Here is a 24095-nt window from a genome sequence, read left to right on the forward strand (position 1 = left end):
ACGCACCGATCACGCCGCCGTCGGCGTCGAGCGGCGCAGCATCCTCCCGCCGGACGCGACCACGAGCAGACCTGCGAGGGCGCTGAGTCCGATGAGCACTGACACGGGGGTCCAGATGCTCAGGGCGCCCGCCGCGAGCAGAGGAGGAAGGGTCATGCCCGCGTAGGCGATCAGGAAGATCGCGGCGAGCGCCTCGCCTCGTCGTTCCGGCGCGGCCGCCGACGCCGCGGTGGTCAGCGCATTGCGGAACAGGATCCCGATACCGGCGCCCGCGATGCCCCCTCCGATCAGGAAGAGTGCCAGCGACGTGAGCACGGCACCCGCCGAGACGGTGGTGAGACCGAGCACCGCCAGGGCGATCGCGCTGATGAGCTGCGCCCGCGCCGGGACCGTCGTCGTGAGCATCTGCGCCGCGGCGGCAGCCATGAAGAGGATGAACGGCGCGACGCCCACCAGCAGGGGCGAATGCACGCCGAGCACCCGGCCGAGGAATGTCGACGAGAGGCCCATGAAGGTGCCGAAGACCGCGAATGCGCCGAACGCGGCCGCCGCAGCCGACCAGAAGGCCGCCCGTCCCTCAGCCGGGATTGCCACGCGCTGCGGCCGGTAGGCGGGCCGCTCTTCGCGGCGTTCGACGGTCTCCGGCACGAAGGCCACGACGACCGCCTCCACGGCGAGGAGGATGGCGAAGATCGCATACGGAGTCACGAGAGGACGCGCTGCCCAGGTGGCGACCACGCCGCCCACCAGCGGCCCGAGGGAGATGCCGCCGAGATTCGCGAACGTCGACACGAGTGACGAACGTCCCCCGGACCGTCCCGCGGCGGCGCCGAGCTCCGAGAGGTGCGCCGTCGCGGTCGCGGTCAGGATGCCGACGCCGAGCCCGCAGACGAAGCGGGCGACGATGAGGCCGGTCACGTCCGTCCATACGAGGAAGAGGACGGCGGAGAGCACGTTGATCAGGAGCGATCCGAGGATCACGCGACGGCGGCCGAGCCAGTCGGAGACGTGGCCCGCCAGATACAGGCTCACCATCACGCCGACCGCGTAGGCGACGAAGATCACCGTGAGGACGATCGTCGGGAAGCCGTCGCGCTGCTGGTAGATCGCGTACAGCGGTGTGGGGATCGCGCAGAACGCCATCTCCGTGAGGAACGCGACGGCGATGATCCAGAAGCCGGCGTGGTGCGGGAGTCGTCGGGCGGAGACGAGGGAAGGGGATGCTGTCGAGGTGGTCACGGCTTCCATGCTTTCCCTCGGGCATCATCGAGTCCAACGATTATCATGGATCACTGTCATCGCTCTGATCGATGGCAAGGAGGTCACGTGGACACCCGTCAGGCCGAGTACGCCATCGCCGTCGCCGACGAGCTGAGCTTCACCCGGGCCGCGCAGCGCGTGTACGCCGGGCAGTCGACCGTCTCGGCGGGGGTGCGCGCGCTGGAGAAGGAACTGGGCGCCGCGCTCTTCGAACGCGATCAACGCGGGGTGCGGATCACCCCGGCCGGCGAGGCCGTCCTCCCCGTGCTGCGCGAGCTCGCTGATGCCGAAGCCCGCGCCAGGGCGGCGGCGGATCCGCGCGGGGAACTGCGCGGGCTCCTGCGCATGGGCATGTTCACGAGTATCAGTTCCATGGCCGTTCCCCGCGTCATCGGAGCATTCCACCGTGCGAATCCACTGGTGGAACTCCGTCTGCGCGGCACCTCTGGCGGATCCGGCGAGCTGCTGGAGTCGGTGCGACGGGGTCGGGTCGATCTCAGCCTTTTCGGCCTTCCGGCGTCGGCCGCTCCCGGCCTGGCCGTGCATCGCCTCGCGACGACGCCGTACCGGGTCATCCTGTCCGAGGACCACGAGCTCGCTCGGCGCGCGGAGATCGGCCTGGCAGAGATCGCTGCCGAGCACTTCGTCGACACGCCCGCCGGATTCGGCAATCGCGACGTCCTCGACTCCGCACTCGCCGCACGGGGCATCGTCCGCGACATCCGCGCCGAAGTGACGGAGACGAGTGCAATACCGGTGTTCGTCGCCACGGGCCTCGGCATCGCGGTGCTTCCGGAACTGCTCATCACGCCTGTCGACGGCGTCGTGTCGGTGGCGCTCGCCGAGCAGATCGACTGGGACCTCAGCATCATCAGCCCCCGCCAGCCCAGCGCCCCGGCAGCGGCGCTGATCGAGGAGTTCCTCGCCGCCTACCGATGAAGCGGGTGCACCGAGGGTGCGCTCGGCTCAGTTCAGCCGGCCCGCGGCGATGTCGGCGCGGAGCTTCGGCAGCACGCGGGAAGCGACCGGGTCCAGTCCCAGGGTTTCGGCGATTTCGAGCGCGAGTGCCTGGTGTCCGGTGGCGTTGGGGTGGAACGGGTCGTTCATGAGCCCCCACGGCACCCCGCCGTTGCCGAGCTCGGCGAAACGGGCGAACTGGTCAACGAGCATCGCGTCCTCGGCGGCGGCGACGTCGCGGACGGCCTGTGCGAACGCGGCGATGCGACCGCGTTCCGGAGCGTTCGGCACGTCCACGGCCGGCGGCGTCTGCAGCACCGGGATCGCACCGAGCTCGCGCACACGCCGGACGAACTCGGTCAGCGACGCCGCGAACTCGTCGGGCGTGATCACGGGGAACGCGCCCGCGTCCGAGCAGTCGTTCGTGCCGATCATGACCGTGACCAGCTGCGGGCGCCACGTGGCGACCCGGCGATCGAAGTCCTCCAGGAGCTGCACGATCCGCCAGCCGCTGATCGCGGTGTCGATGACGACGTCGTGCACCCGGCCGAGCTCGCCGCGGACGATCTCGTGCAGGTGCTCCGCATACGTGCGGCCGCCCTGCGTGTGCACCAGGCCATGCGTGATCGAGTCTCCCGTCAGCACCCAGGTGAGCGGGGCGCCGGAGGCGAGGGCACGGGCGAGAGCGGCGGCGTCGGCGGTCATGGATCCATTCTGGTGGGGGAAGGACCCGGATCCGGTTCCCGCGGCCCCGGACGCGGCGGCGTCCCTCAGCGTCCGAGGCGCTCGGCGCAGGCGACGCAGTGCTCGGCGAACGGGCGCACCTCGAGACGACTGGCGGGGATCGGCCGGCCGCATGAGGCGCAGATGCCGTAGGCGCCGGCGTCCAGGCGCGCGAGCGCGTGGTCGACCTGCTGCAGCTTCGCAGCCGCGGCATCGGCGATCCCCGTGAGGCGGGACCACTCGGACGACAGCGTCACGCCCTCCGGGTCGTGCTCGTCGTCGTCGTTCGAGCCCTCCCGGTCGTGCAGGAGCTCTCGGACCGCGGCGTCGGCCTCGGTGACCTGGGTCGCCGCCGCGGTGCGGAGCTCCTCGAGCAGAGCGCGGGGATCGGAGGCCATGCGGCTGACTCTAGACCTGCCGCGGACCATCCGCCTCACGGCCCGGCGGTGGGCTTCCCGTCGACGAGGGTGAGCAGCACGCGCGCTCCGAGCAGCTCTTCGGGCGAGGTGTCCAGCGGATCGCGGTCGACCACGACGAGATCCGCGGGGGCGCCGGGGACGAGCCGTCCGCCATCGGACGCGACCGCACGGTGCGCATGCGACGTGTATCCCTCGAGTGCCTCGACGGCGCTGAGCGCCTGCTCCGGCCCGACGGGTGCGGAGTCGGCCACCGCGACGGATCGGCGGCCCTGGGCATCCGCCATGATCTCCCACGGATCGAACGCCGCGACCGGCCAGTCCGAGCCCAGGGCGAGCACCGCTCCGCTGCGCCGCACATCGGCGGTGCGCCACGCGCGGGCAGCCCGCTCGGGGCCGAGACGTCGCGACCAGTCGTCGGAGCCGTCCCTGCGCACGTGATGCGTGCAGTGCGTCGGCTGCATGCTCGCCACGATCCCGTTCGCGCCGATCATGGCGATGACGTCGTCCTCGACCGATTCGATGTGCTCGATGCGGTGCGGCACTCCGCCCTTCGGCAGGGCCGCGAGAGTCTCCGCGACGAAGCGGATCCCCTGCTCGCCGATCGCGTGGGTCGCGGTGGGCACCCCTGCATGGTCGAACTGTCGCACGCGCTCGGCGTAGGCCTCGGCGGGCGTCCACGCCGAGGACAGCCCCTCGCCCTGAGCGTCGGGCCGAGACAACCACGCGGTGCCGCCCTCGACGGTGCCGTCGATGAAGAACTTCGCCCCTTCGACCACGTAGCGCCGGCCGCCCCGGCCCTGCAGCGCGATGAGTGCGGCGACCTCGTCGTCCGTCGTCTCGGGCGTGACCCAGGGGGAGATCCGCAGGCGCACGGGGAGATCGCCGGTCGCCTCGATCGCGGCGAGCAGGTCGAGCGCGTCCTCGTCCTGCAGGTCCATGACGTGCGCCGCCGTGATGCCGACTGCGGCCATGTCGGACAGCAGGCGATGAAGCTGCGCGACCCGGTCGGCGAATCCGAGCACGGGGAGGGCACGCTCGAGGATCTCCATGGTCGGGAACTCGATCAGGTGACCGGTGAGGTTGCCGTCCTCATCGCCCGCGGCACCGGATCCGTCCGGATAGGTGACGGGGGCGTCGATGCCGGCGCGGGTGAGGGCGGCCGCCGAGGCGATGCCCGAGTGCGCGTCGAACATCTTGATGTAGGCGGGGCGATCGACGCCGAGTACTTCATGCAGGGCGGCGTTGCCGATCGGGCGGCCCTCGAACGCGGTCGGATCGAGGCCCCAGGCCAGGAACCACTCCGCGCCGGCCTGCTCGTCGCGGCCTCGCTCGAGGGCGGCGACGAGTTCGTCATAGGTGTGCACGCCGGTCAGCGACAGGCCGCGGACGATGCCGAGGCTGTAGATCGGGTGGCTGTGCGCATCGACGAGACCGGGGATGATCGTCGCGCTCGCGTGGGTGATGAGCTCGGTGCCCGCTCCCGCGAGCGGGAGGATCTCGGATCTGGGGCCGACGGCGGTGATCCGGCCGCCGGTGATCGCGACGGCGTCCGCTCCCTCTCCGGTCTCCGGGGCGAGCGAGCGCACCCGCGCTCCGATGACGATCGTGTCGACCACCATCACTCCTTCAGGTCGAGGGTCGGCGTGGGGCGGCGGAAGAACCGCGTGACGATGAGGAGCAGGATGAATCCGATCGCCAGCCAGGAGAGGCCCACGACGAACGTCATTCCGGTGAGGTTCGTCCACAGCCACACCGTCAGGGCGAAGCCGATGCCGGGCAGCACGAGGTTGTTCACCGCGTGCCATCCGCTGCGCTCACCGCGGTCGATGAAGTAGTGCTTGAACGTCGCCAGGTTCACGCAGGAGAACGCGATGAGGGCGCCGAAGCTGATCATGTTCGAGATCGTGAGCAGATCCGCGAACGCGGCGTACAGGGAGACGACCGAGACGATCAGGATCGGGATGACCGGGGTGCCGAAGCGCTTGTTCAGCCTTCCGAAGATCGCGCTCGGCAGCACGCCGTCGCGTCCCATGGCGAACAGGATCCGGGCGACCGATGCCTGCGAGGTCAGCGCCGACCCCATGCCGCCGGCGACGAAGCCCGCGATGAACAGCACGGAGAGCCACTGCTGGCCGAGCGACGCGACCACTTCGATGCTCGCCGTGTCGGGCGAGGTGAACTTGTTCGAGGGGAAGGCCCACTGCGAGAAGTAGGCGAGCAGGATGAAGATCACGCCGGCGGTGATGGTGGTGATCATGATCGCGCGGGGGACGGTGCGGGTGGAGTCCTTCGCCTCCTCGGACAGCGTCGAGACCGAGTCGAAGCCGAGGAATGAGAGGCACAGGATCGCCGCACCCTGGAACAGCGGGCCCAGGCCGGTCACGGTGCCGTCGCCGCGGAACGGCAGCAGCGGGTCGACGTGGTGGCCCGTGGCGGATCCGATCGCGAAGACGACGAACGCGATGATGAAGATCGTCTGCACGGCGATGATCACGAAGTTGGCGCGGGCGACCGAGACGATGCCGATCACGTTCAGGACCGTGACGAGCAGGATCGCACCGACGATCCACACCCAGTTCGGGATCGACGGGAACGTCTGGTTCATGTAGAGCCCGACGATCAGGTAGTTGATCATCGGGAGGAAGAGGTAGTCCAACAGCAGCGCCCATCCGGCGAGGAAGCCGATGGCGCCGCCGAAGCTCTGCTGGGTGTAGATGTACGCGGATCCGGAGTACGGATAGGCGACCGACATCCGCGAGTACGAGCGGGCGGTGAACACCATCGCGACGAGGGTGATCACGTAGGTGATCGGCACGCGCCCGCCGGTGAGCTGGGTGACGATGCCGTACGTCGTGAACGCGGTGAGCGGCACCATGTAGACGAGGCCGAACAGCACGAGGGATGGTGTGCCCAGCACCCTCTTGAAGCGGCCTTCGGTGACCTGGGCGGTGAGCTCCGTGGGCGAGGCGAGCGGCTCGCCGGGGGCGGGGTGAGTCATGGGGGCTCCTGTTCCGCGGGCGTTGCGGGTGGGGGGATCGACGTCGTCGTCGTGTCGGCGGCAGGGAATCCGTCGGTTCCGCCAGAGTAGCAATATCGATAAAGCAAGCGCAACTACTTGTCTGGGCTCAGCTGCGGATCGTGGATACGGATCGGGCGGGCTGGGCGGCCGAGGGTGAGCGCCCCGGGCTCCCGAGGTCACCAGGGCTCTGCGTAGGGGGCCTCGGATCAGTAGGACGGGGGTACGACGGGGCCGCGGGTGGACGCCCGGCGCTGGACCGAGATCGGCACCAGCTCGCGCACCGTGCGGTCATCACCGGCGGCGGCTTCGATCACCGCTACGGCGGCGCGCACGCAGCGCCGACCGAACTCGCGCGGATGCAGGTCGATCGCGGTGACCGAAGGCTGCGCCAGGGCGAGTACCTCGGAGTCGACGAGCGCGGCGACGAGCAGATCCTCGCCGACGCGGCGGCCGAGCCGCTGCGCGCTGGTGACGACGCTGAGCGCGGTGCCGTCGGAGACGGCGAGGATCGCATCGACCGGGTCGTTGACGTCGCGCACGAGCTCGGCCACCGCCGCGTGGATCATCTCGGGCGCCGTCGGGTGCGGCAGCGTGACGGTGCGGGGATGCGTGCCGTGCTCGGTGCACCAGTCGGTGAAGGCATCCCGGACGGTGAACGCCCAGTCGCTCTGCAGGTCGGGGAGCACCATCGCCGGATGCCGCGCCCCCCGCTCGTGCAGATGCGCCATCAGCTCGCGGACGGCCGGCACGTGGTCGCTGGTGACCTCGCCGCGCGCGGCCGGCAGCCCCTCGGGCACGCGCTCGCCGGTGACGACGGGCACCCGACCGGAGAGGAGGGTGCGCGCCGCGGGATCGTCGATGGCGGGATCCAGCAGGATCACGGCATCGGCGGGCAGCTGGTCGTAGCCTTCGGCTCGCTCGCCGGACGGCAGCATGAAGACGATGAGGCCCGTGCGCTCGGCCTCCTCGACCATGCCGAACGTCGCCTCCATGTAGTACGACATCGTGGTGCTGTCGGGCGGGATGTGCAGCGCGAGCATGCCCGTGCGCGAGCCCTTGAGGTTGCGGGCGACGGTGTTCGGCCGGTAGCCGAGTTCATCGGCGACCTCGTGCACGCGGCGGCGCATCTCCTCCGACACGCGGCCGCGCCCCGTGATCGCGAATGACGCGGTCGAGCGGGACACACCGAGGCGATCGGCGATGTCCTGCAGTGTCACCGCACGGTCGGGTCGCATGCTCTCGAACCTACTCTGTACAGGCAGAGGGAGCCGCCCCTGTGCGGGTAGGGAGGCGCCGTCCGCTGTGCGGGCAGAGGGACCCGGGCTCACGTCGCGGCGACGCCGTGCACCCGGAGTGCCCGATTCAGCCCAGCAGCACCGTGAGCAGAGCGGATCCGCCGCCCACCAGGATGAGCGCGACGATCACGACCCAGGCCGTGATGCGGATCCGGCGCTGCCGCCGGGCGCTGTAGATCGAGAGGTCCTCGGTCTCCTCGGGGGTGCTGTTCATGAGCTTCCTCGCTTCGCGGGCCGTCAGGCGCCGACCGGCTCCGCGACGGTCGGGCCGAACGCGGCGGGCAGGGTCGCCTGGGCGGTCGCGCGCAGTTCCTCGACGGAGACGGTGAAGACGTCCTGCACCTCGAGCTGCGGCGCGCTGTCGGTCACGCCGATGCGGAGCACGGGGTAGCCCCGGCCCTCGCACAGGCCCTGGAACTTCACGTCGTCCTCGCGGGGCACGGTCACGATCACGCGGCCGGCCGACTCGGAGAACAGCGCGGTCGCGGCGTCCACGCCGTCGCGCTCCATGAGCTCGGTCAGCCAGACGCGGGCGCCGACGCCGAAGCGCATGACGCCCTCGGCGAGCGCCTGGCCGAGGCCGCCCTCGCTGAGGTCGTGCGCCGAGGAGATCAGCCACTCGTCGCGCGCGGCGCCGATGAGGCCGGCCAGGCGCTTCTCGCCTGCGAGGTCGACCTTGGGCGGCAGGCCGCCGAGGTGGTCGTGGATGACGTCGGCCCAGGCGGATCCGGAAAGCTCCGTCGAGGTGGTGCCGAGCAGGTAGATGTTCTGGCCCTCGTCCTGCCAGCCGGACGGGATCCGGCGGGAGACGTCGTCGATGATGCCGAGCACGCCGACCAGCGGGGTCGGGTGGATCGGCACGTCGCCGGTCTGGTTGTAGAACGAGACGTTGCCGCCGGTGACCGGGGTGCCGAGCTCGAAGCAGCCGTCCGCGAGGCCGTCGACGGTCTGGCCGAACTGCCACATGACCTCGGGGTTCTCGGGCGAGCCGAAGTTGAGGCAGTCGGTGATCGCGGTGGGCTCCGCGCCGGTGACAGCGACGTTGCGGTACGCCTCGGCGAGAGCCAGCTGCGCACCCGCGTAGGGGTCGAGCTGGCTGTAGCGGCCGTTCGCGTCGGTCGAGATCGAGAAGCCGAGGCCCGACTCCTCGTCGACGCGGATCATGCCGGCGTCGTCGGGGAAGGCGAGGGCGGTGTTGCCGAGCACGTAGTAGTCGTACTGGTTGGTGATCCAGCGGGTGTCGGCGAGGTTGGGGCTCTCCAGCAGCGCCAGGAATTGCTGCTTCAGCGCCTCCGGGTCGTTGTCGCGGGGGAGCAGCTCCGCCGCGTCGGCCTGCAGCGCGTCGATCCAGGTGGGGTAGGCGACCGGGCGGTCGTAGACCGGGCCGTCGACGGCGACGGTGGAGGGATCCACGTCGACGATGCGCTCACCCTGCCAGTCGATGATGAGGCGGCCGTCGCCGGTGACCTCGCCGAGGACCGAGGTCTCCACGTCCCACTTCTTCACGACGGCCATGAACGCGTCGAGCTTCTCGGGCGCGACGATCGCCATCATGCGCTCCTGCGACTCCGACATGAGGATCTCCTCAGCGGTCAGCGTGGGGTCGCGCAGCAGCACGTTGTCGAGCGACACGTGCATGCCGGAGTTGCCGTTCGCGGCCAGCTCGCTCGTGGCGCAGGAGATGCCGGCCGCGCCGAGATCCTGGATCGCCTCGACGAGCTCGTCGCGGTACAGCTCGAGGCAGCACTCGATGAGCACCTTCTCGGCGAACGGGTCGCCGACCTGCACCGCGGGGCGCTTGGTCGGGCCCTTCTCGTCGAACGAGTCGGAGGCGAGGATCGACGCACCGCCGATGCCGTCGCCGCCGGTGCGGGCGCCGAAGAGCACGACCTTGTTGCCGACGCCGGTGGCGTTCGCGAGCTTGAGGTCCTCGTGGCGGAGCACGCCGACCGCGAGCGCGTTCACGAGGGGGTTGGCCTGGTAGACGGCGTCGAACACCGTCTCGCCGCCGATGTTCGGCAGGCCGAGGCAGTTGCCGTAGAAGCTGATGCCGGCGGTGACGCCGTGCACGACGCGGGCCGTGTCGGGGTCGTCGATCGCGCCGAAGCGCAGCGCGTCCATGACGGCCACAGGGCGGGCGCCCATCGAGATGATGTCGCGGACGATGCCGCCGACGCCGGTCGCCGCGCCCTGGAACGGCTCGATGAACGACGGGTGGTTGTGCGACTCGGCCTTGAACGTGACCGCCCAGCCCTCGCCCACGTCGATGACGCCCGCGTTCTGGCCCATGCCGACCATGAGACGCTTCTTCATCTCGTCCGAGACCTTCTGGCCGAACCGGCGCAGGTAGTTCTTCGAGGACTTGTAGGAGCAGTGCTCGCTCCACATCACCGAGTACATCGCCAGCTCGCCCGAGGTGGGGCGGCGGCCCAGGATCTCGCGGATCCGCGCGTATTCGTCGTCCTTGAGGCCGAGCGCCGCGTACGGCTGCTCCTTCTCCGGCGTCGCTTCTGCGTTGGCGACCGAGTCGGGGACGTGGTCGGTGGGGGTGTTCGGAGAGGTCACGCGGGCTCCTGGAGCGAGGGGAGGCGGGGCAGGGTCCAGTCTACCGGCGGTCGACGGCCCGGATCCGCGCGTGCTTCGGGAGGCTTCGCCGCGACGATCTGCACAGGATGCGACGATCAGCACACCGGATCCGGCTGAAACGTGTGCTGATCGTCACAGGATGTGCAGATCGTCACCCGTTGAGAGCGCCCGGGCCACCTGCTCGAAGCGGCCGAGCCTGCGCCGCTTTCAGCCCACCCATAGAATTGACGCGGGGCGCAGCGTTGCCGGACACCGTGTTGCCATCGGGGCGGCCGTGCGACGGAGCGCAGGAAGCAGGAAATCGCATGAGTGTGAAGTACGACCAGGGCGCGCCGGATCCGGCTACGCGCACGCTCGACTCGGTCACGGGCATCAGCAAGAAGGGCCTCCCGACGGGCACCGTGGGAGTGCTCGGCTGTCTGGTGATCGGGATCTCGACGTGTGCCCCGGCCTACACGCTGACCGCCGCGGTGGGACCCGCCGCGAGCGAGGTCGGCTATCAGACCCCCGCGATCTTCCTCATGGGCTTCATCCCGATGCTGCTCGTCGCGCTCGGCTACCGCGCGCTCAACTCCGCGATGCCCGACTCGGGCACGTCGTTCACGTGGGCCACCCGCGCCTTCGGACCGTGGATCGGGTGGATGGCCGGCTGGGGCCTGATCGCCGCGACCGTGCTGGTGCTGTCGAATCTGGCCGGCATCGCCGTGGAGTTCCTGTTCCAGTCGATCAGCATCGCCGTCGGCAACCCGGCGATCGCCGACCTCGCCGCGAACAAGTTCATCAACATCGCGGTGTGCCTGGGGTTCATGGCTCTCGCGACGCTCATCTCGTACCGCGGCATGACCTCGACGAAGATCTTCCAGTACATCACCGTGATCTTCCAGATGGCGGTGATGGTGTGGTTCGTGATCGCGATGTTCGTGGGCGCGGCGAACCCCGCCAACAAGGAGGCGAAGCTGCCCGAGCTGAGCTGGTTCAACCCGTTCGAGGTGTCCAGCTTCAGCGCGTTCGCCGCCGGCATCGCCGTGTCGATCTTCGTGTACTGGGGCTGGGACACCGTGCTCACGATGGGCGAGGAGACCAAGCCGTCGAAGGGGCGCCTCTCCACGGAGAGCAAGGCGGCGACGATCCTCGTCGCGATCCTCGTCGTCCTCTACGTCGGTACGGCGACGGCCACCGTCGCGTTCGCCGGTCTCAGCGACGGGCCCACCGGTCTCGGCAACCCGGAGATCATCGAGAACGTGTTCGCGGCGCTCGCGCATCCGGTCATGGGCCCGGCCGCGATCCTGCTCTCGCTCGCGATCCTGGTCAGCGCGATGGCGTCGATCAACTCGACGGCGATCTCGCCCGCGCGCACCCTGCTCGCGATGTCGCACTACGGCGCGCTGCCCGCGTCGCTGAAGAAGGTGCACCCGAAGTACAAGTCGCCGCACGTGGCGCTGCTGCTCTCGTCGATCGTCGCCTCGGTGTTCTACGCCGTCATGCGCTTCATCAGCGAGGACGTGCTGTGGGACACGATCACGGCGCTCGGCATGATGGTGTGCTTCTATTACGGCGTCACCGCGCTCGCGAGCCCCTGGTACTTCCGCAAGGCGGCGATCCGCGAGGGCTTCGGATCGATCATGATGAAGATCGTGCTGCCCGGCCTCGGGGGGATCCTGCTGCTGATCGTGTTCGTCAAGACGACGATCGACGCCATGGATCCGGAAGCCGGATCCGGCAGCAACATCGGCGGCGTGGGCCTGGTCGGGATCATCGGCGTCACCGTGCTGGGCCTGGGCGTGATCCTCATGTTCGTCCAGGCGAAGGTCTCACCGGACTTCTTCCGCGGCAAGCGCCTCACACGCACCGACGCCACGAACGACACCTCGGCGCTGCAGGTCTTCGACGACGGCCTCGGCGGCTGACCTCGCGGATCGCCCTCCGCTCTCCGCGGACCGTCCTGTGCGTACTCCCCGGAGCGACTTCGGCGATCGGCGGCGATTCACGCCGGGGGAAGGAGCGGTCGCGGCGGGAGCGGGGACGAGTAGACCACGCTGGTGGTCACGCTGCCGAGCGTGCCGATCTTCCCGCTGACCTGTTCGAGATGCTTCATGCTGGTCGCGACGACCTTCATGATGAAGCAGTCGTCTCCCGTGACGTGGTGTGCTTCGATCACCTCCGGGAGGTCCGCGAGCAGGTCGTGGAGCGGCTCGTAGATGCTGCTGGGGTAGCGCAGGCGCAGGTAGGCCAGGATCGTGAAGCCCAGCCGTTCCGGATCGACGTGTGCGCCGTATCCGCTGATGACACCGGCCTCCTCGAGCCGGCGCACGCGCTCCGCGGCGGCGCTGTGGCTCATGTTGATCCGGCGGGCGAGGTCGGCGATGCTCTGCCGGCCGTTGGCCTGCAGCTCTTTCAGGATCGCTGCGTCGACCTTGTCGGGCTGAAAAGGGAGATTCACGGCCATGCGCCAAGATTGCCATGAAATCAACGCCGCTCTGCCCGGACTGCCGTGGATGCGACCTTCACATCGTCCAACGACGTGAATAGCGTTTCGGACATGACATTCCTCGCCTCCTCCACTGATCTGCTCGTGGCCCATTTCGCCGGCAAGCTGGCCTTCGAGACTGACGCGTCCGACGTGCACGCCGACCAGGAAGCAGGCGCGCGCTTCGTGCTGATCGATTCGCGTGGCGGGGCGGCGTGGGCGCAAGGCCGGATCGTCGGAGCCGTGCATATGCCGACCGCCGAGATCGCCGGCCGCGCGCCCGCGGAGATCCCCCTCGACCTGCCCGTCGTGACGTACTGCTGGGGACCGGGTTGTAACGGCTCCACACGGGCCGCGCTGGAGTTCGCCAAGCTCGGGTACCAGGTCAAGGAGATGATCGGCGGATTCGAGTACTGGGCGCGGGAGGGTTATCCCGTCGAGGACGCGCACGGGCCGGTGGTCCGCGCTAAGGATCCGCTGACTGCACCGTTGACCTCCATCAGCTGTGATTGCTGAGACCGTCACGATCCGTCGTCCTCGCCGAGGAGACCTGCCCGATCTCGTCGAGCTGATCCGCGAGCATGCGCGCTATGAACGCACCGGCGAGCTGCGGCCGGATCTCGGAGAGGCGATCCGGCGATCGCTGTTCGCTGACTCTCCACGGCTGCATGCGCTGCTGGCGGTGACCGGCGACGAGACAGTCGGGTACGCGACCTGGAGCATGGAGGCCTCGACGTGGCAGGCGGCGGAGTATGCCCACCTTGACTGTCTCTATCTGCGGGACGACGTCCGCGGGCGAGGATTCGGTCGGATGCTGCTGCATGCGGTGCAGGCCGATGCGCGCGCGGCCGGGGCCGAGGAACTGCAGTGGCAGACGCCGGCATGGAACCATGACGCCGTCCGCTTCTATCGTCGTCACGGCGCGCGTGAAGCGGCCAAAATCCGATTCACGCTGTCGCTGGCGCAGCCGGTTCCGGCTCCGCACGGCGTGCCGCTGCAAAGGGCTGTCAGAACGTAGCTCCTCCCGTCGGCTAGCACGCCGGGGTCGTGGTGACAAGCCAGCAGACGCCGGCGTTCTGCCGGCCTAGCGTGTGCCCTGTACCCGGAGTCCGTCGGTCACCCGACGGCGGTTCAGACCGAGACTCCCCGATGCGAAGGAGCGCGCCATGACGAACAACCCGCAGATGCCGCTGGTCCCGGAGGATCCGGAGGATGAGCTCTCCGACCCGCCTCTCCTGGAGGATCCGGACGGCCACGAGAAGCTCGACCCGGATCGGAACGACGAACAGATCGACAGCGCCGAAGCCGACCGCATCGCAGCCGAGACCGACGCCGACCCCCAGGAGAACTGACTCGAGCCGTGCCGTACGTCGGCACGGATGCGCAGCGCCGTGCCCGTGCCGGCAACCGACAGCCGTGCCCCAGCCTGGGTCCGTGCCCATGCTGGCAACCGGCAGCTGTGCCCCAGTCTGGGTCCGTGCCCGTGTCGACAGCCGCGCCGACGAGCCTTGCAAGGAGTCCCACCATGACCTCGACCTTGACCGCATCGCCGACCACGACGACCTTCGCCGCCCGCGGCCCGCTGAGCGGCGCGCTGCTGGACATGCTCACGGGAGCGAGCGCCGACAGTGACCTCGCCGCGCTCGCCCGGCAGGCCGTCGCAGCGGCCGTCGACGTGCTCCGCGACGACGACGTGCAGCTCTCGCTCTTCATCCTGTACGCCTCGCACTATGGATCCGTCCCGGAGTTCGACCCCCGTCTCGAGTGGGACCCGCAGTTGATCGCGGTACGGCAGGTCCTGGAGGAGGAGCTCGAAGCGGCCGTCCGCGACATGGTGCCGGCCGCCCCGATGCCCGAACCGTCGTCAGCGGCGGTGGCCTCGGCCCTGTTCGCGTTGACGTCCGCGGATGCGGGGCCGAGCCTGTCCCGCTACCTGGCGAAGAAGGCCACGCGCGAGCAGGCCCTCGAGTTCTTGATCCAGCGCTCGATCTACACCCTGCGCGAGGCGGATCCGCATTCGTGGGCGATCCCGCGTCTGCATGGGCGGGCCAAGGCGGCGCTCGTGGAGATCCAGGCCGATGAGTACGGCGGGGGTCGCCCGGACCGTGTGCACGCGGAGATCTTCGCGAAGGCGATGCGCGGCGCTGGGCTCGACGATACGTACGCCGGTTATGTCGATGCGGTGCCGGCGATCACGCTCTGCTCGCTGAACACGATGTCGATGTTCGGGGTGAACCGGCGCCTGCTGGGCGCGATCGTCGGTCACCTCGCGGCATTCGAGATGACGTCATCGATCCCGAACCGCCTCTACGGTGACGGGCTGCGCCGCCTGGGCTTTGACCAGGACGTGACCGACTACTTCGACGAGCACGTCGAGGCGGATGCCGTGCACGAGCAGATAGCCGGACACGATCTCGCCGGGGCCCTTGCCGAGGACGAGCCCGAGCTGCTCCCGGACATCATGTTCGGGGCGGGCGCATGCCTGACCGTGGACGGCCTGGTCGCGGCGCACGTGCTGGAGAGCTGGCAGCGCGGCGAGTCGTCGTTGCGCACACCGGGGAGCGCGGCATGAGGTCTGCGCCCGCGACGATCAGCCCGTACCCCGACGGACCGTTGATCGTGCGCGGTGACGTGGAGCTGGTGGACAGCGATGGCACGCCGATCGTGATGCGGCGGCGCACGGTGGCCCTGTGCCGCTGCGGACTGTCCGCGATCAAGCCCTTCTGCGACGGGACGCACAAGGCTGCCGGCTTCAAGGCGGACTGAATGGAGACCACCTTCGGAATCGAAGAGGAGTTCATGCTCCTCGACCCCGATACCCTGGCGCCCGTCGACCGCGGCGACGAGGCGGCTGCCCACCTCGACGACGGCCGGCTTTCCGGCACGGTGGCCCGGGAGTTCCTCCGCTCCCAGATCGAGTACGCGACACCCGTGTGCACGACGATGACCGACGCCCTCGATGCGCTCCGGGGCTTCCGCCGCCGACTCGGACAGTGGGCCGCGGGTGCGGGCTTGGTGGCCGCGGGTACGGGCACGCCCTTCCGCGGCCAGGTATCCGCGACGATCAGTCCGGGCGCGCGCTATGAGCACATCTCCACCGACGTCGCGTCTCTTGCCGGTGACCACCAGATCAACGGCCTGCACGTGCACGTCGGGGCGGATCGCGAACTGGGCCTCAGAGCCTCGAACGCATTGCGTCGGTGGCTGCCCGCCCTGCTCGCGCTGTCGGCCAACTCGCCGTTCTGGGACGCGCACGACACCGGTTACGACAGCTGGCGCGCGATCCATTCGCGCCGCTGGACGACGTACGGGATCCCGCCTGCGTTTCGCGACCTCGACGACTACGAGGACACGGTCGGCGCGCTGATCGGAATCGGCGCCACGTCGGATGTTCGGGGTCTCAACTGGAACGTGCGTCTGTCGACCATGTTCCCGACCATCGAGGTGCGCGTGTGCGACGCCCAGCTCGACGCGGAGTCGTCGGTGGTGCTGGCCGTCGTGATCCGTGCGCTCGTCGACTCCGTCCGCACCTCGCATCCGAATCCGACCGAGGATCGGGTCCCGTGGGACGCGGCGCTCTGGCACGCCGCCCGGCACGGCGTGAGCGAGACCCTGGTCCATGCCGGAACCGGACGCCTCGCCTCCGCGTCGGACGTGCTGCATGCGCTCCACCACCAGATCGCCCCGCACCTGCACGGCAGCGATGAGACGGAGGCTGTGGCGGCATTGCTCGAGCGGCCTCGAGTCGGCGCCGCCCTGCAGCGCGAGGCATATCGCGCAGGGCTCCCCTCGTTGGCGCGCCTCTATCAGGAGCGCCTGGTGCGCTGAACGGATCCGCGGGATGCCGGAGATCCGGATCCTTGGATCGCGACGGGGCGTGCACGGCGGCCTGCGATCCTGCGCCCGGCCGGATCCTCTCGTGTCAGAGCGGATTCTCTCGTGTCAGAGGTTGAGCGTGGCCTCGTCTGGGAGCAGGATCCCGCCGGAGGTGTTGGCGGAGTTCGCGTAGGCCTGGACGCGTCGCGGGTCGATCTCGGGGGGCGTCGGATCCGTGAACTCGAACCGCAGCGGGATGGAGGGGTGCAGCCAGATCGTGGAGCGCCCGAGCGGCTGGTCGCCGTCGTGGCGCCAGGAAAGCGTGAAGCTCTCGTTGCGGCGCAGCTTCGTCGCGATCACGATCTTGAGGTGGGCGAGGGCGACGTCTTCGATCTCGATCGGGTGCTCGGATCCGCCGTAGTAGAGGGTTGCCATGCTCCGGACGCTACGCCTTTCGATCGGATCCTGGGGGCTGACGCGCAAAGTCGCGGTGATGATCCGACAGCCGTCGACCGGCGAGGACCCGGGCCGGTGGCTATCCGGCCCGGGTCCTCGGGGTTCCGCGGCTTGGCGGGAGTCCTGAAGCCTTGGGGATCCCGCATGCGCCCGGAACTTCCCTCCTGTGTCCATCTCCCGGTGACGAGCACGACGCTAGCCGTGATCCATCGGGCCGCGAAGGGGGTTGACCGGGCGCGGCGTTCAGGCTACGCGCGGCACGACCGCGGCTGGTCCGCGCTGACATCCGTGTGCGAGAATCCAAGCCCGCAGCCCGTCTGGGGCGCGTCGCCGGGGAGGAACCGTGGGAATCACCGCAGGTGCGCTTGTCGCCGTCTTCGTCGCGCTGTTCATCGTGCTGGTGGTGCGGCGCCGCAAGTAGCGCGCGACAGCAGCCGACCGCCACGGGGCTCTGTCCTCCCTCGCGGTCCCTTGGCGCGCTACTGCACCGACCATCCGCCGTCGGAAGCGAGGATCGCGCCGTTGATGTTCACGGCGTCGTCCGAGAGCAGGAAGGTGATCGAGGCGGCGAGGTGCTCGGCGGTCGCCACGGTCGGGATGGCCTGCTGGAACGGCGCGAGCCGACCGGATCCGTATTCGGACATGTGCGGGGGCATCGGGATCCCCGTCGCGACGCCTCCGGGGGCGACGGAGTTCACGCGGATCCCCTTCGGGCCGTACATGAAGGCCGCCGACTTCGTGACGCCGATGATGCCGTGCTTGCTGGCGGTGTAGGCGTTGCCCGACGCGTTGCCGCGCAGGCCGGCCTCGCTCGAGACGTTGAGGATGGATCCGCGCCCCGCAGCTTCCATGATCGGGAGGACCGCGCGCATGAGCTTGAACGGCGCGGTGAGGTTGATCGCGATCACGCGGTCCCACACGGCGTCGGGCGTCTCGCCGGCGGGGGAGAAGTCGTCGTTGATGCCGGCGACGTTCGCCAGGCCGTCGATGCGGTCGCCTGCTGCGGCGGCGACGACACGGTCGATCGCGTCCTGCTGAGTGAGGTCGCCGGCGACCGTCACGATGCCGGGGAGGTCCGCGGCCAGCGCGTCGAGCTTGTCGGCCGCGATGTCGCACGCGATGACGCGGCCGCCCTCGCGGGAGATGCGGGACGCCGTGGCCCTGCCGATACCCGACGCGGCGCCCGTGACGATGACGGTCTTGCCGGCGAAGCGGTCGGGGGTCGTCTGCTCGATCCAACCGGTCGGAGCGGCGTCCTCGGGGATCTCGCCGCCGTTCGCCGCCCGCACGAGGTCGTCGACCACGGACTGCGGCATGGCGCCCTGGCTCATCACGACGAGCTGCTGCAGGGGCAGGCCGAGCACGGGGGTGAGCGAGTCGGCGTCCGCTCCGGACTGCGCCAGTAGCCCGCGGATCAGCTCGCCGCCGGTCGGATCGGCGAGCCAGTCGCCGATGGAGGAATTCGCGGTCAGGGCCATGTGTGTCTCCTTCGTGAGCTCGTGGGATCCGGTGGTGTTGCGACGCTCACCTCGGATTGTGATCTGTTTCGCAACGGTGCGTCCACTTATTGAGGAGCGTATACCTCGCTACTCTCGGAGGGTGCCCCGTCCCCGCAGTGAGAACGCCCGCCAGGCGGTGCTGGCGGCGATGCGCGCCGCGCTCGCCGCGGACGGCTACAACGCGGTGACCATCGAGGGGCTCGCCGCCGAGGCTGGTGTCTCGAAGCAGACGATCTACCGGTGGTGGCCCTCGAAGGCGGCGATCCTCGGCGAGGCGCTGCTGGAGGGTGCGCTGCCCGGCGCTGAGGCTGACCTGCCGTTCTCATCGGATCTCGCCGCGGATCTGAGGTCGTGGTTCGCGACCGCGGGCGAGCACCTGTCCCGTGCCGAGAACGTCGAGCTGGCCCGCGCGCTGATCGCGGTGACCGCCACGGATCCGGAGCTGGGTGAGGCCCTGAACCATCGATTCGCGGATCCGATCGTGTCGTGGATCATCGCCCGGGTCACCCGCGCACAGGAGGAGGGTTCGGTGCGCGCCGACGTGGATCCGGCTGCCGTCGCGGACCAGTTCGTCGCCGCGACCTCGTACGCGGCACTGCTCGGCCGGCCGTTGACGGCGGATCGCGTGGACGGGCTCGTCGACCTCGTGATGCGCGGGATCGCGGCGCACTGAATCGATCCTCGGGGTCGTCGGCGACTTCCTTCGCTGGCCGGTGAGGTTTCGCTCCGCTGGGGTCGTTGAGTTCTCGCTCCGCTGGGGTCGTTGAGCGAGCGCAGCGAGACGAAACGCGGCACGCTCCCGGAGCCGTGCCTGTGGATAACTCCCCCGGCGACGCCCCCGATCCGGTTACGGTGTGGGAGTGAACCCTCGATGCAGCGCTCTCGTGACCACGGCCGGTCGTGCCGGCCGCCGCATGGGGCCGCTTCGAGCGGGCGCCGCAGTGGTGCTCGTCGCCGCCGCCATCGGTCTCGCCGGCTGCACACCTGGCCCTGCCCCGAAGCCCACGCCCACCCCGCTTTTCACGAGCGAGGCTGAGGCGTTCAAGGCCGCGGAGCAGGTGTACCGGGACTACAGTGCGGCTGGGGCCAAAGCGGACAGCGGTGATTCGGACGCCAGGCCGGAGAGTTATCTCGCGGGCGCAGCTCTTGATGAGGAGATAGCCAACAGGCGCGACCTTGAAGCACAAGGACTGTCGATCAAGGGCGCAGCCGAGATCGCTTCGTTCACCGGAACTAACTTCAACTCCGCAACGTCCCGAGTGACAGCGGTCCTTTGTCTGGATGTAGGCGGAGCCCGCATCATCGATGAGACAGGCAAAGATGTCACACCGACAGAACGACCAACGATGGTTCCCCTTCAGGTCGACTTTGCCCGCTCCGGCAACTCGTTGCTGATCGTCAGGTCGGCTTCCGGGAACTCGCAATGCTAGGCAAGTTGTCGATTGCTCTGGTGGTAGTCGCGACGCTTGGCGGAGGCGTACCGGCAACAGATCCCGGAGCTTCATGCGGTCGTATTGGCGCCATGTTTGGTTGCCCGGACCATGACGGCGTGACACTCATCGGCAACGAGACTCAAATCGAAGGCGAAGGAGATCCATCGATTGGTGCGGGCGGTCCTGCTTTCGAGCTACCTGGTACCGATGACCTCTGGATCCCGCCGCCTCCGCCGCCCGTCAACATCGCGATGACCTGTCGTGACGATGTCCACGAATTGCAGAGCTGCCTCAACGGAACACGCGTCGACACCCCGGCCATGCAGACGCCCGCTCCTCAAGCTCCAGCGACGCCGGGCTGGAGCGTCACCATCACCGACATCGCCCGCTTCGTCCCCACGAATGCCACCGTCGTCGGCGAGCCCGACAACATCGCGGTCGTGGGACTCCCGGCGAACTTCCTCAGCAGCGCCAAGACCGAGACGGTCCCGGGCACGATCCTCGGTCGGGCGCTCACCATCCGATTCACGCCGGCGAGCTACGCCTTCGACTACGGCGACGGCGAGCAGCGCACGAGCACGACGCCGGGCACAGCTTGGGACGCGAGCGGCCAGGCCCAGTTCACACCCACCGACACGAGTCACGTCTACAAGCAGCCCGGCACCTACACAGTCACCGTCACAGTTACCTACGCCGCGGATGTCGACCTCGGCGCTGGCTGGATCCCGATCAACGGCACGCTGAACGGCCCGCCCGCGAGCCAGCAGATCCGCGTCGTCAAGGCGCACACGGCCTTGGTCCAGGGCACCTGCCTTGAGCGGCCCAGCGCGCCTGGCTGCTGACTCGAAACCGAGCCGCCGCCGATACCCGCCCGCGTCAGACCCGTTCGCTGCGCCGTTCCCGGATCCGCGGGCCTTCGGAGGACGCGGCCTGGGCGGAGAGGTTCCCGTGCGCGGGCATCCGGAAGTTCAGCGGCACCGGGCTGCGGAACTCCGAGGCGAAGCGTCCCGTCCCGTGCAGGTCGGCACCGAGCTCGCGCACCGTCGTGACGAGCTGCGTGAGCTGGTGCGACGAGGGTCCGGCGGGCTCACCCGTTTGCGCATCGAGGAGCGCCTTCTGGATGGTGCGGACAGACGCGATTCGCGTCGGCTGCGCCTTCGCCGTCTCGTCGAGGCCCCCGGTCCACACGCGCGCGTCCGGGTGCGAGTAGAACACGCAGGTCTGTAAGTACGGCGCGGATCCGTGTCGTGCGGACAGATGCTGATGGAAGCGGCGAGCCTGGCGTCGCACTTGTGAGGCGGGGGAGTCCGCCCCAAGCAATGTGCGCACGTCAAGGCGTTCACCGCCATCCCGTGACACCGCGATCGCGAACGATGTCGGCAGCGTGCTCTCATCGAACAGCACCCCGAGAGCTCCCGCGAGCGACGACGGCTTCTTGCCGTCGAGGATGAGGCCCTTCCAGTTCTTGCTGTCGACCAGCACGACCGCCTTCTCGGTGATCACCAAGTGGTCGAGCTGTGCGCAGTACGGCGCGATGGATCCCTCGTCGCTCGGCGAGAACACGATGTTCGTCGCGACAATCGCGTCGAGCCCCGCCGCCTCGCACGCGTCGACGAGGACCTCGCGTGACGCGAGCTCCCAGCGCAGTCCGCGCCCGGCGAGCAGACGGGATCCTTCCTCGTTCGCGATCGCGGCATCGCGCTCTGCAGTGAGTGCGCGCACCTGTTCCTCGTGCGCCTCGAGGCGCTGCGTCATCTCGGCGTCATGCCGCGTGGTCAGCGTGGCGAGCGTCTCGTTGTGGGTGCTCTGCAGTTCGCGTGTGGCACTGGCCTGACGCTCGACGAGCGAGGTCTCCTCGTCGGCGTAGCGACGCTGCAGCTCGTCCCTCGTGCGGCGGTTGCGCCTGATCAGAACCCACGCCGTGAGCGCGAACGCGACCAGCAGCACGGCGACGATGACGAGCAGGACCAGCGTGGAGATCTCCATCCATCCAGCCAACCAGCGGCCGCCGACTTTCCCGGCGCGTCGCCCGCGCGTGGCGCAGACCGGATCCGCAACGCCGATCAGACGCGGATGTAGGCGGCTCCGTCGAACTGGGCATCGCTGAGTGCGACGACCGCGGCAGGCACCGTGATGACGCCGGGTTGGAGCTCGTCAACCCCGATTCGGTGGCTGCGGAGCCCACCCTCGCATGCTTCGATAGCGGAGTCGTCCGTCATGGGAAGTGGTGCGGAGGCCGCGGCGACGCCGGGGATCGCCGGCCCATTCACGATGATGCGGATCCGCGTCTCGGGCCGCTCTGTGTGCAGGATCCCAGCCATGCCGATCGCTCGCGCGACATCTCCTGGCTGCGCGGACGCATGCAACAAGACGGTGCGCTGAGGAGTCATGGCGTCATCCTCTCGCGTGGAGCGTGATCGCTGTGGAGCGTCGTGGTCAGTCTTGCCGTCGCCCGTCGGGCGTCCCTCGGCTGCGAGTTGCGTGTACTTGACCATGCGGCCTCGGGCCTGCTCGACGGGGTATTTCGTGCGGCTCGACTCGAGCTTGCGCAGCACGATGTCGTCGAGGTCTGCACCGATCCGGATCGCCAGGTGGATGCAGTAGGTGACCACGTCGGCGAGCTCTTCCTCGACCCGCGTCTGATCGAACTGGCCGTTCCACTGGAAGCACTCCAGCAGCTCGCCCGACTCGATCACGATGTTCTTGGCGAGATTCTCCGGAGTGTGGAACTGATCCCAGTCCCGCTCCTCGACGAAGGCGCGGAGGGCGGCGAGGGTGCTTGGGGATGGCATGGCCGTGAACGTAGCAGAGGCGATACGGTACAGCCATGGTGCGCTCCCGACCACGAGTTGAACAAGACGCTATCCGTGAGGATGTGTTTCGCTGGCTCGACGCCCGACGTGACGCTGGCGCGTACGAATATAGCCGTGAGCAGTTGATCGGCTATTCGTATCGGGGTGAACGAATACCACTTCTGGACACGGGGCGTGGAATTCGCAATCCTGGTGACTTTGATTCGACACTGACTCTCATGACCAGCTCGAAAGAAACAACCTATTCGGATGGAATCAGTCCACAAGGGCTCGTGACGTATTCCTATCAGTCTCGCGAAGGCGGAGATAATGTCAAGCTCGGCAATGCGTACGCCCAAGGTGACCCCTTAGTCTATTTTCTTGGCGTCCGGCCGGGCCATTTCGTCGCGTTCTATCCTGTGTACATCGTCGTGGACGATCCGGCGAAGCGGCAGGTTACTTTGGCGCTTGACGAATCACTGCGCTATTTCGACGATCCGTTGCATCTCAAGGAATATGAGCGCCGGTACGCCGAGCGCCTAACGCGCACGCGACTTCATCAGCCGATGTTCCGCGCGCGAGTGATGCGAGCGTATAAGTCCTCGTGCGCAATTTGCGAATTGAAACACCCGGAGCTGTTGGACGCGGCGCACATTATTGCGGACGCTCAGGCCGGCGGCGCAGCTGAAATTACGAACGGCTTGGCGCTGTGCAAGATCCATCACGCATCTTACGATCGGAATCTCTTGGGGATCACACCCTCGTACGAGGTTCGCATCGATCGGGATCTGCTGGAAGAGGTCGACGGGCCGATGCTGCGCCACGGTTTGCAGGACATGCACGGAAGAGTGCTGAGAGTTCCGGATCGACCGGCTGAACAGCCGTCCAGGGAGCGTCTTGCTGAGCGGTTTGCTCAGTTTGCTGCATAGCTCGACCTCTTGATGGAACTGAAGCGTTGAGGCTCACGGACGTCGGCCTTGGAAGAGTCTGTGAACAGAAGGGACGTCCGCGGGTGCCCATTCCACGTCTAGCAGGTGTGCGCGGTCAATCCAGCGGAGCTCTGAGTGCTCGCTCGCCACGGGCACTCCAGCGATGAGGGACGCGAAGAAGGTTGAGAGCTCGATTGTGGCGAAGCCGTAAGCATAGAGCGTCGTTTCGATGTGTCGGCCAACCTCGACCGTGCAGCCCAGCTCCTCTGTGATCTCGCGTCGAAGCGCGGCCTCCGGCGTCTCACCAGGCTCGATCTTTCCGCCGGGGAACTCCCACAGACCCGCGAGAGACTGTGAGGCGCCCCGACGAGCAGCTAGCACGCGCTCTTCCTCGACGATCACCGCCCCAACGACTCGGATCCTTTGCTGCTCGCCCTTCATGGA

Annotated in this window: 26 protein-coding genes; 12 read left to right on the forward strand and 14 right to left on the reverse strand. The window is 68.6% G+C overall.

What is annotated here, in order from left to right; translation table 11 throughout:
- Positions 1–9: 9 nt before the first annotated feature.
- A complete protein-coding gene (locus AC1DCT_RS12180) occupies positions 10–1239 on the reverse strand; it encodes an MFS transporter (protein WP_477429450.1) in 1230 nt (409 codons plus the stop codon).
- A gap of 87 nt (positions 1240–1326) precedes the next feature.
- Between AC1DCT_RS12180 and AC1DCT_RS12185 the strand changes: the two genes are divergently transcribed.
- On the forward strand, positions 1327–2199 hold the full coding sequence (locus tag AC1DCT_RS12185; RefSeq protein ID WP_477429452.1) for a LysR family transcriptional regulator: 873 nt from the start codon (positions 1327–1329) through the stop codon (positions 2197–2199).
- A 27-nt stretch (positions 2200–2226) separates the two neighbouring features.
- Here AC1DCT_RS12185 and AC1DCT_RS12190 read toward each other — a convergent pair whose 3' ends face one another.
- The 7 genes from AC1DCT_RS12190 to purL form a co-directional block, all read right to left on the reverse strand.
- A complete protein-coding gene (locus AC1DCT_RS12190) occupies positions 2227–2922 on the reverse strand; it encodes an SGNH/GDSL hydrolase family protein (RefSeq protein WP_477429454.1) in 696 nt (231 codons plus the stop codon).
- A 65-nt stretch (positions 2923–2987) separates the two neighbouring features.
- Positions 2988–3338, reverse strand: a complete 351-nt coding sequence (locus tag AC1DCT_RS12195; protein WP_440732934.1) for a TraR/DksA family transcriptional regulator — start codon at positions 3336–3338, stop codon at positions 2988–2990.
- 35 nt (positions 3339–3373) lie between these two features.
- The gene (locus AC1DCT_RS12200; protein ID WP_477429455.1) at positions 3374–4978 is read right to left on the reverse strand and encodes an amidohydrolase; all 1605 of its coding nucleotides are present in this window, start codon (positions 4976–4978) and stop codon (positions 3374–3376) included.
- Positions 4978–6357 (reverse strand): APC family permease, encoded by a 1380-nt coding sequence (locus tag AC1DCT_RS12205; RefSeq protein WP_440732936.1) that lies wholly within the window; start codon positions 6355–6357, stop codon positions 4978–4980. The genes AC1DCT_RS12200 and AC1DCT_RS12205 overlap by 1 nt, the downstream gene beginning before the upstream one ends.
- 227 nt (positions 6358–6584) lie before the next feature.
- Positions 6585–7613, reverse strand: coding sequence for a LacI family DNA-binding transcriptional regulator (locus AC1DCT_RS12210; RefSeq protein WP_477429457.1), 1029 nt, complete (start codon positions 7611–7613; stop codon positions 6585–6587).
- A 127-nt stretch (positions 7614–7740) separates the two neighbouring features.
- Entirely contained in the window at positions 7741–7887 is a 147-nt protein-coding gene (locus AC1DCT_RS12215) for a hypothetical protein (protein WP_440732938.1), read from the reverse strand.
- A gap of 23 nt (positions 7888–7910) precedes the next feature.
- Positions 7911–10238 carry a phosphoribosylformylglycinamidine synthase subunit PurL gene (purL, locus tag AC1DCT_RS12220; protein WP_477429459.1) on the reverse strand — a complete coding sequence of 776 codons (2328 nt, stop codon included), beginning with the start codon at positions 10236–10238 and terminating at the stop codon, positions 7911–7913.
- A 326-nt stretch (positions 10239–10564) separates the two neighbouring features.
- On the opposite strand from purL, the gene AC1DCT_RS12225 reads away from it, so the two are divergent.
- Positions 10565–12166, forward strand: coding sequence for an APC family permease (locus AC1DCT_RS12225; protein WP_477429461.1), 1602 nt, complete (start codon positions 10565–10567; stop codon positions 12164–12166).
- A 77-nt stretch (positions 12167–12243) separates the two neighbouring features.
- On the opposite strand, the gene AC1DCT_RS12230 is transcribed toward AC1DCT_RS12225, so the two are convergent.
- A complete protein-coding gene (locus AC1DCT_RS12230; RefSeq protein WP_477429463.1) occupies positions 12244–12705 on the reverse strand; it encodes an Lrp/AsnC family transcriptional regulator in 462 nt (153 codons plus the stop codon).
- Between the two features lie 93 nt (positions 12706–12798).
- Between AC1DCT_RS12230 and AC1DCT_RS12235 the strand changes: the two genes are divergently transcribed.
- The 6 genes from AC1DCT_RS12235 to AC1DCT_RS12260 all read left to right on the forward strand — a co-directional run bounded on the left by AC1DCT_RS12235 (position 12799) and on the right by AC1DCT_RS12260 (position 16554).
- Positions 12799–13242 (forward strand): rhodanese-like domain-containing protein, encoded by a 444-nt coding sequence (locus tag AC1DCT_RS12235; RefSeq protein ID WP_477429465.1) that lies wholly within the window; start codon positions 12799–12801, stop codon positions 13240–13242.
- Positions 13232–13744 carry an N-acetyltransferase family protein gene (locus AC1DCT_RS12240; RefSeq protein ID WP_477429467.1) on the forward strand — a complete coding sequence of 171 codons (513 nt, stop codon included), beginning with the start codon at positions 13232–13234 and terminating at the stop codon, positions 13742–13744. The genes AC1DCT_RS12235 and AC1DCT_RS12240 overlap by 11 nt, the downstream gene beginning before the upstream one ends.
- Before the next feature lie 148 nt (positions 13745–13892).
- Positions 13893–14078 carry a hypothetical protein gene (locus AC1DCT_RS12245; protein WP_477429469.1) on the forward strand — a complete coding sequence of 62 codons (186 nt, stop codon included), beginning with the start codon at positions 13893–13895 and terminating at the stop codon, positions 14076–14078.
- A gap of 173 nt (positions 14079–14251) precedes the next feature.
- Entirely contained in the window at positions 14252–15298 is a 1047-nt protein-coding gene (locus AC1DCT_RS12250) for an iron-containing redox enzyme family protein (RefSeq protein WP_477429471.1), read from the forward strand.
- Complete coding sequence (locus AC1DCT_RS12255; RefSeq protein WP_477429473.1) at positions 15295–15492, forward strand: CDGSH iron-sulfur domain-containing protein; 198 nt, start codon at positions 15295–15297, stop codon at positions 15490–15492. The genes AC1DCT_RS12250 and AC1DCT_RS12255 overlap by 4 nt, the downstream gene beginning before the upstream one ends.
- Positions 15493–16554, forward strand: coding sequence for a carboxylate-amine ligase (locus AC1DCT_RS12260; RefSeq protein WP_477429475.1), 1062 nt, complete (start codon positions 15493–15495; stop codon positions 16552–16554).
- Between the two features lie 114 nt (positions 16555–16668).
- Here AC1DCT_RS12260 and AC1DCT_RS12265 read toward each other — a convergent pair whose 3' ends face one another.
- Positions 16669–16977 (reverse strand): DUF7882 family protein, encoded by a 309-nt coding sequence (locus AC1DCT_RS12265; RefSeq protein WP_477429477.1) that lies wholly within the window; start codon positions 16975–16977, stop codon positions 16669–16671.
- 500 nt (positions 16978–17477) lie between these two features.
- Complete coding sequence (locus AC1DCT_RS12270) at positions 17478–18476, reverse strand: SDR family NAD(P)-dependent oxidoreductase (RefSeq protein WP_477429478.1); 999 nt, start codon at positions 18474–18476, stop codon at positions 17478–17480.
- 121 nt (positions 18477–18597) lie between these two features.
- On the opposite strand from AC1DCT_RS12270, the gene AC1DCT_RS12275 reads away from it, so the two are divergent.
- The 3 genes from AC1DCT_RS12275 to AC1DCT_RS12285 all read left to right on the forward strand — a co-directional run bounded on the left by AC1DCT_RS12275 (position 18598) and on the right by AC1DCT_RS12285 (position 20772).
- Entirely contained in the window at positions 18598–19170 is a 573-nt protein-coding gene (locus AC1DCT_RS12275) for a TetR/AcrR family transcriptional regulator (RefSeq protein WP_477429480.1), read from the forward strand.
- Between the two features lie 211 nt (positions 19171–19381).
- A complete protein-coding gene (locus tag AC1DCT_RS12280) occupies positions 19382–19927 on the forward strand; it encodes a hypothetical protein (protein ID WP_477429482.1) in 546 nt (181 codons plus the stop codon).
- Positions 19928–20046: 119 nt separating this feature from the next.
- Positions 20047–20772, forward strand: a complete 726-nt coding sequence (locus tag AC1DCT_RS12285) for a PKD domain-containing protein (protein WP_477429484.1) — start codon at positions 20047–20049, stop codon at positions 20770–20772.
- A gap of 34 nt (positions 20773–20806) precedes the next feature.
- Here the strand turns inward: AC1DCT_RS12285 and AC1DCT_RS12290 are convergent, their stop codons facing one another.
- Positions 20807–21916, reverse strand: a complete 1110-nt coding sequence (locus tag AC1DCT_RS12290) for a nuclease-related domain-containing protein (RefSeq protein WP_477429486.1) — start codon at positions 21914–21916, stop codon at positions 20807–20809.
- A gap of 77 nt (positions 21917–21993) precedes the next feature.
- Positions 21994–22722 (reverse strand): MazG-like family protein, encoded by a 729-nt coding sequence (locus AC1DCT_RS12295; protein WP_477429488.1) that lies wholly within the window; start codon positions 22720–22722, stop codon positions 21994–21996.
- Positions 22723–22757: 35 nt separating this feature from the next.
- Here AC1DCT_RS12295 and AC1DCT_RS12300 point away from each other — a divergent pair, with 35 nt between their 5' ends.
- On the forward strand, positions 22758–23651 hold the full coding sequence (locus AC1DCT_RS12300; RefSeq protein ID WP_477429490.1) for an HNH endonuclease: 894 nt from the start codon (positions 22758–22760) through the stop codon (positions 23649–23651).
- 33 nt (positions 23652–23684) lie between these two features.
- On the opposite strand, the gene AC1DCT_RS12305 is transcribed toward AC1DCT_RS12300, so the two are convergent.
- Positions 23685–24092: a (deoxy)nucleoside triphosphate pyrophosphohydrolase gene (locus tag AC1DCT_RS12305; protein ID WP_477429492.1), complete on the reverse strand. Its 408-nt coding sequence runs from the start codon at positions 24090–24092 to the stop codon at positions 23685–23687.
- Positions 24093–24095: the final 3 nt, after the last annotated feature.

Source organism: Microbacterium sp. 10L49, assembly GCF_056395125.1.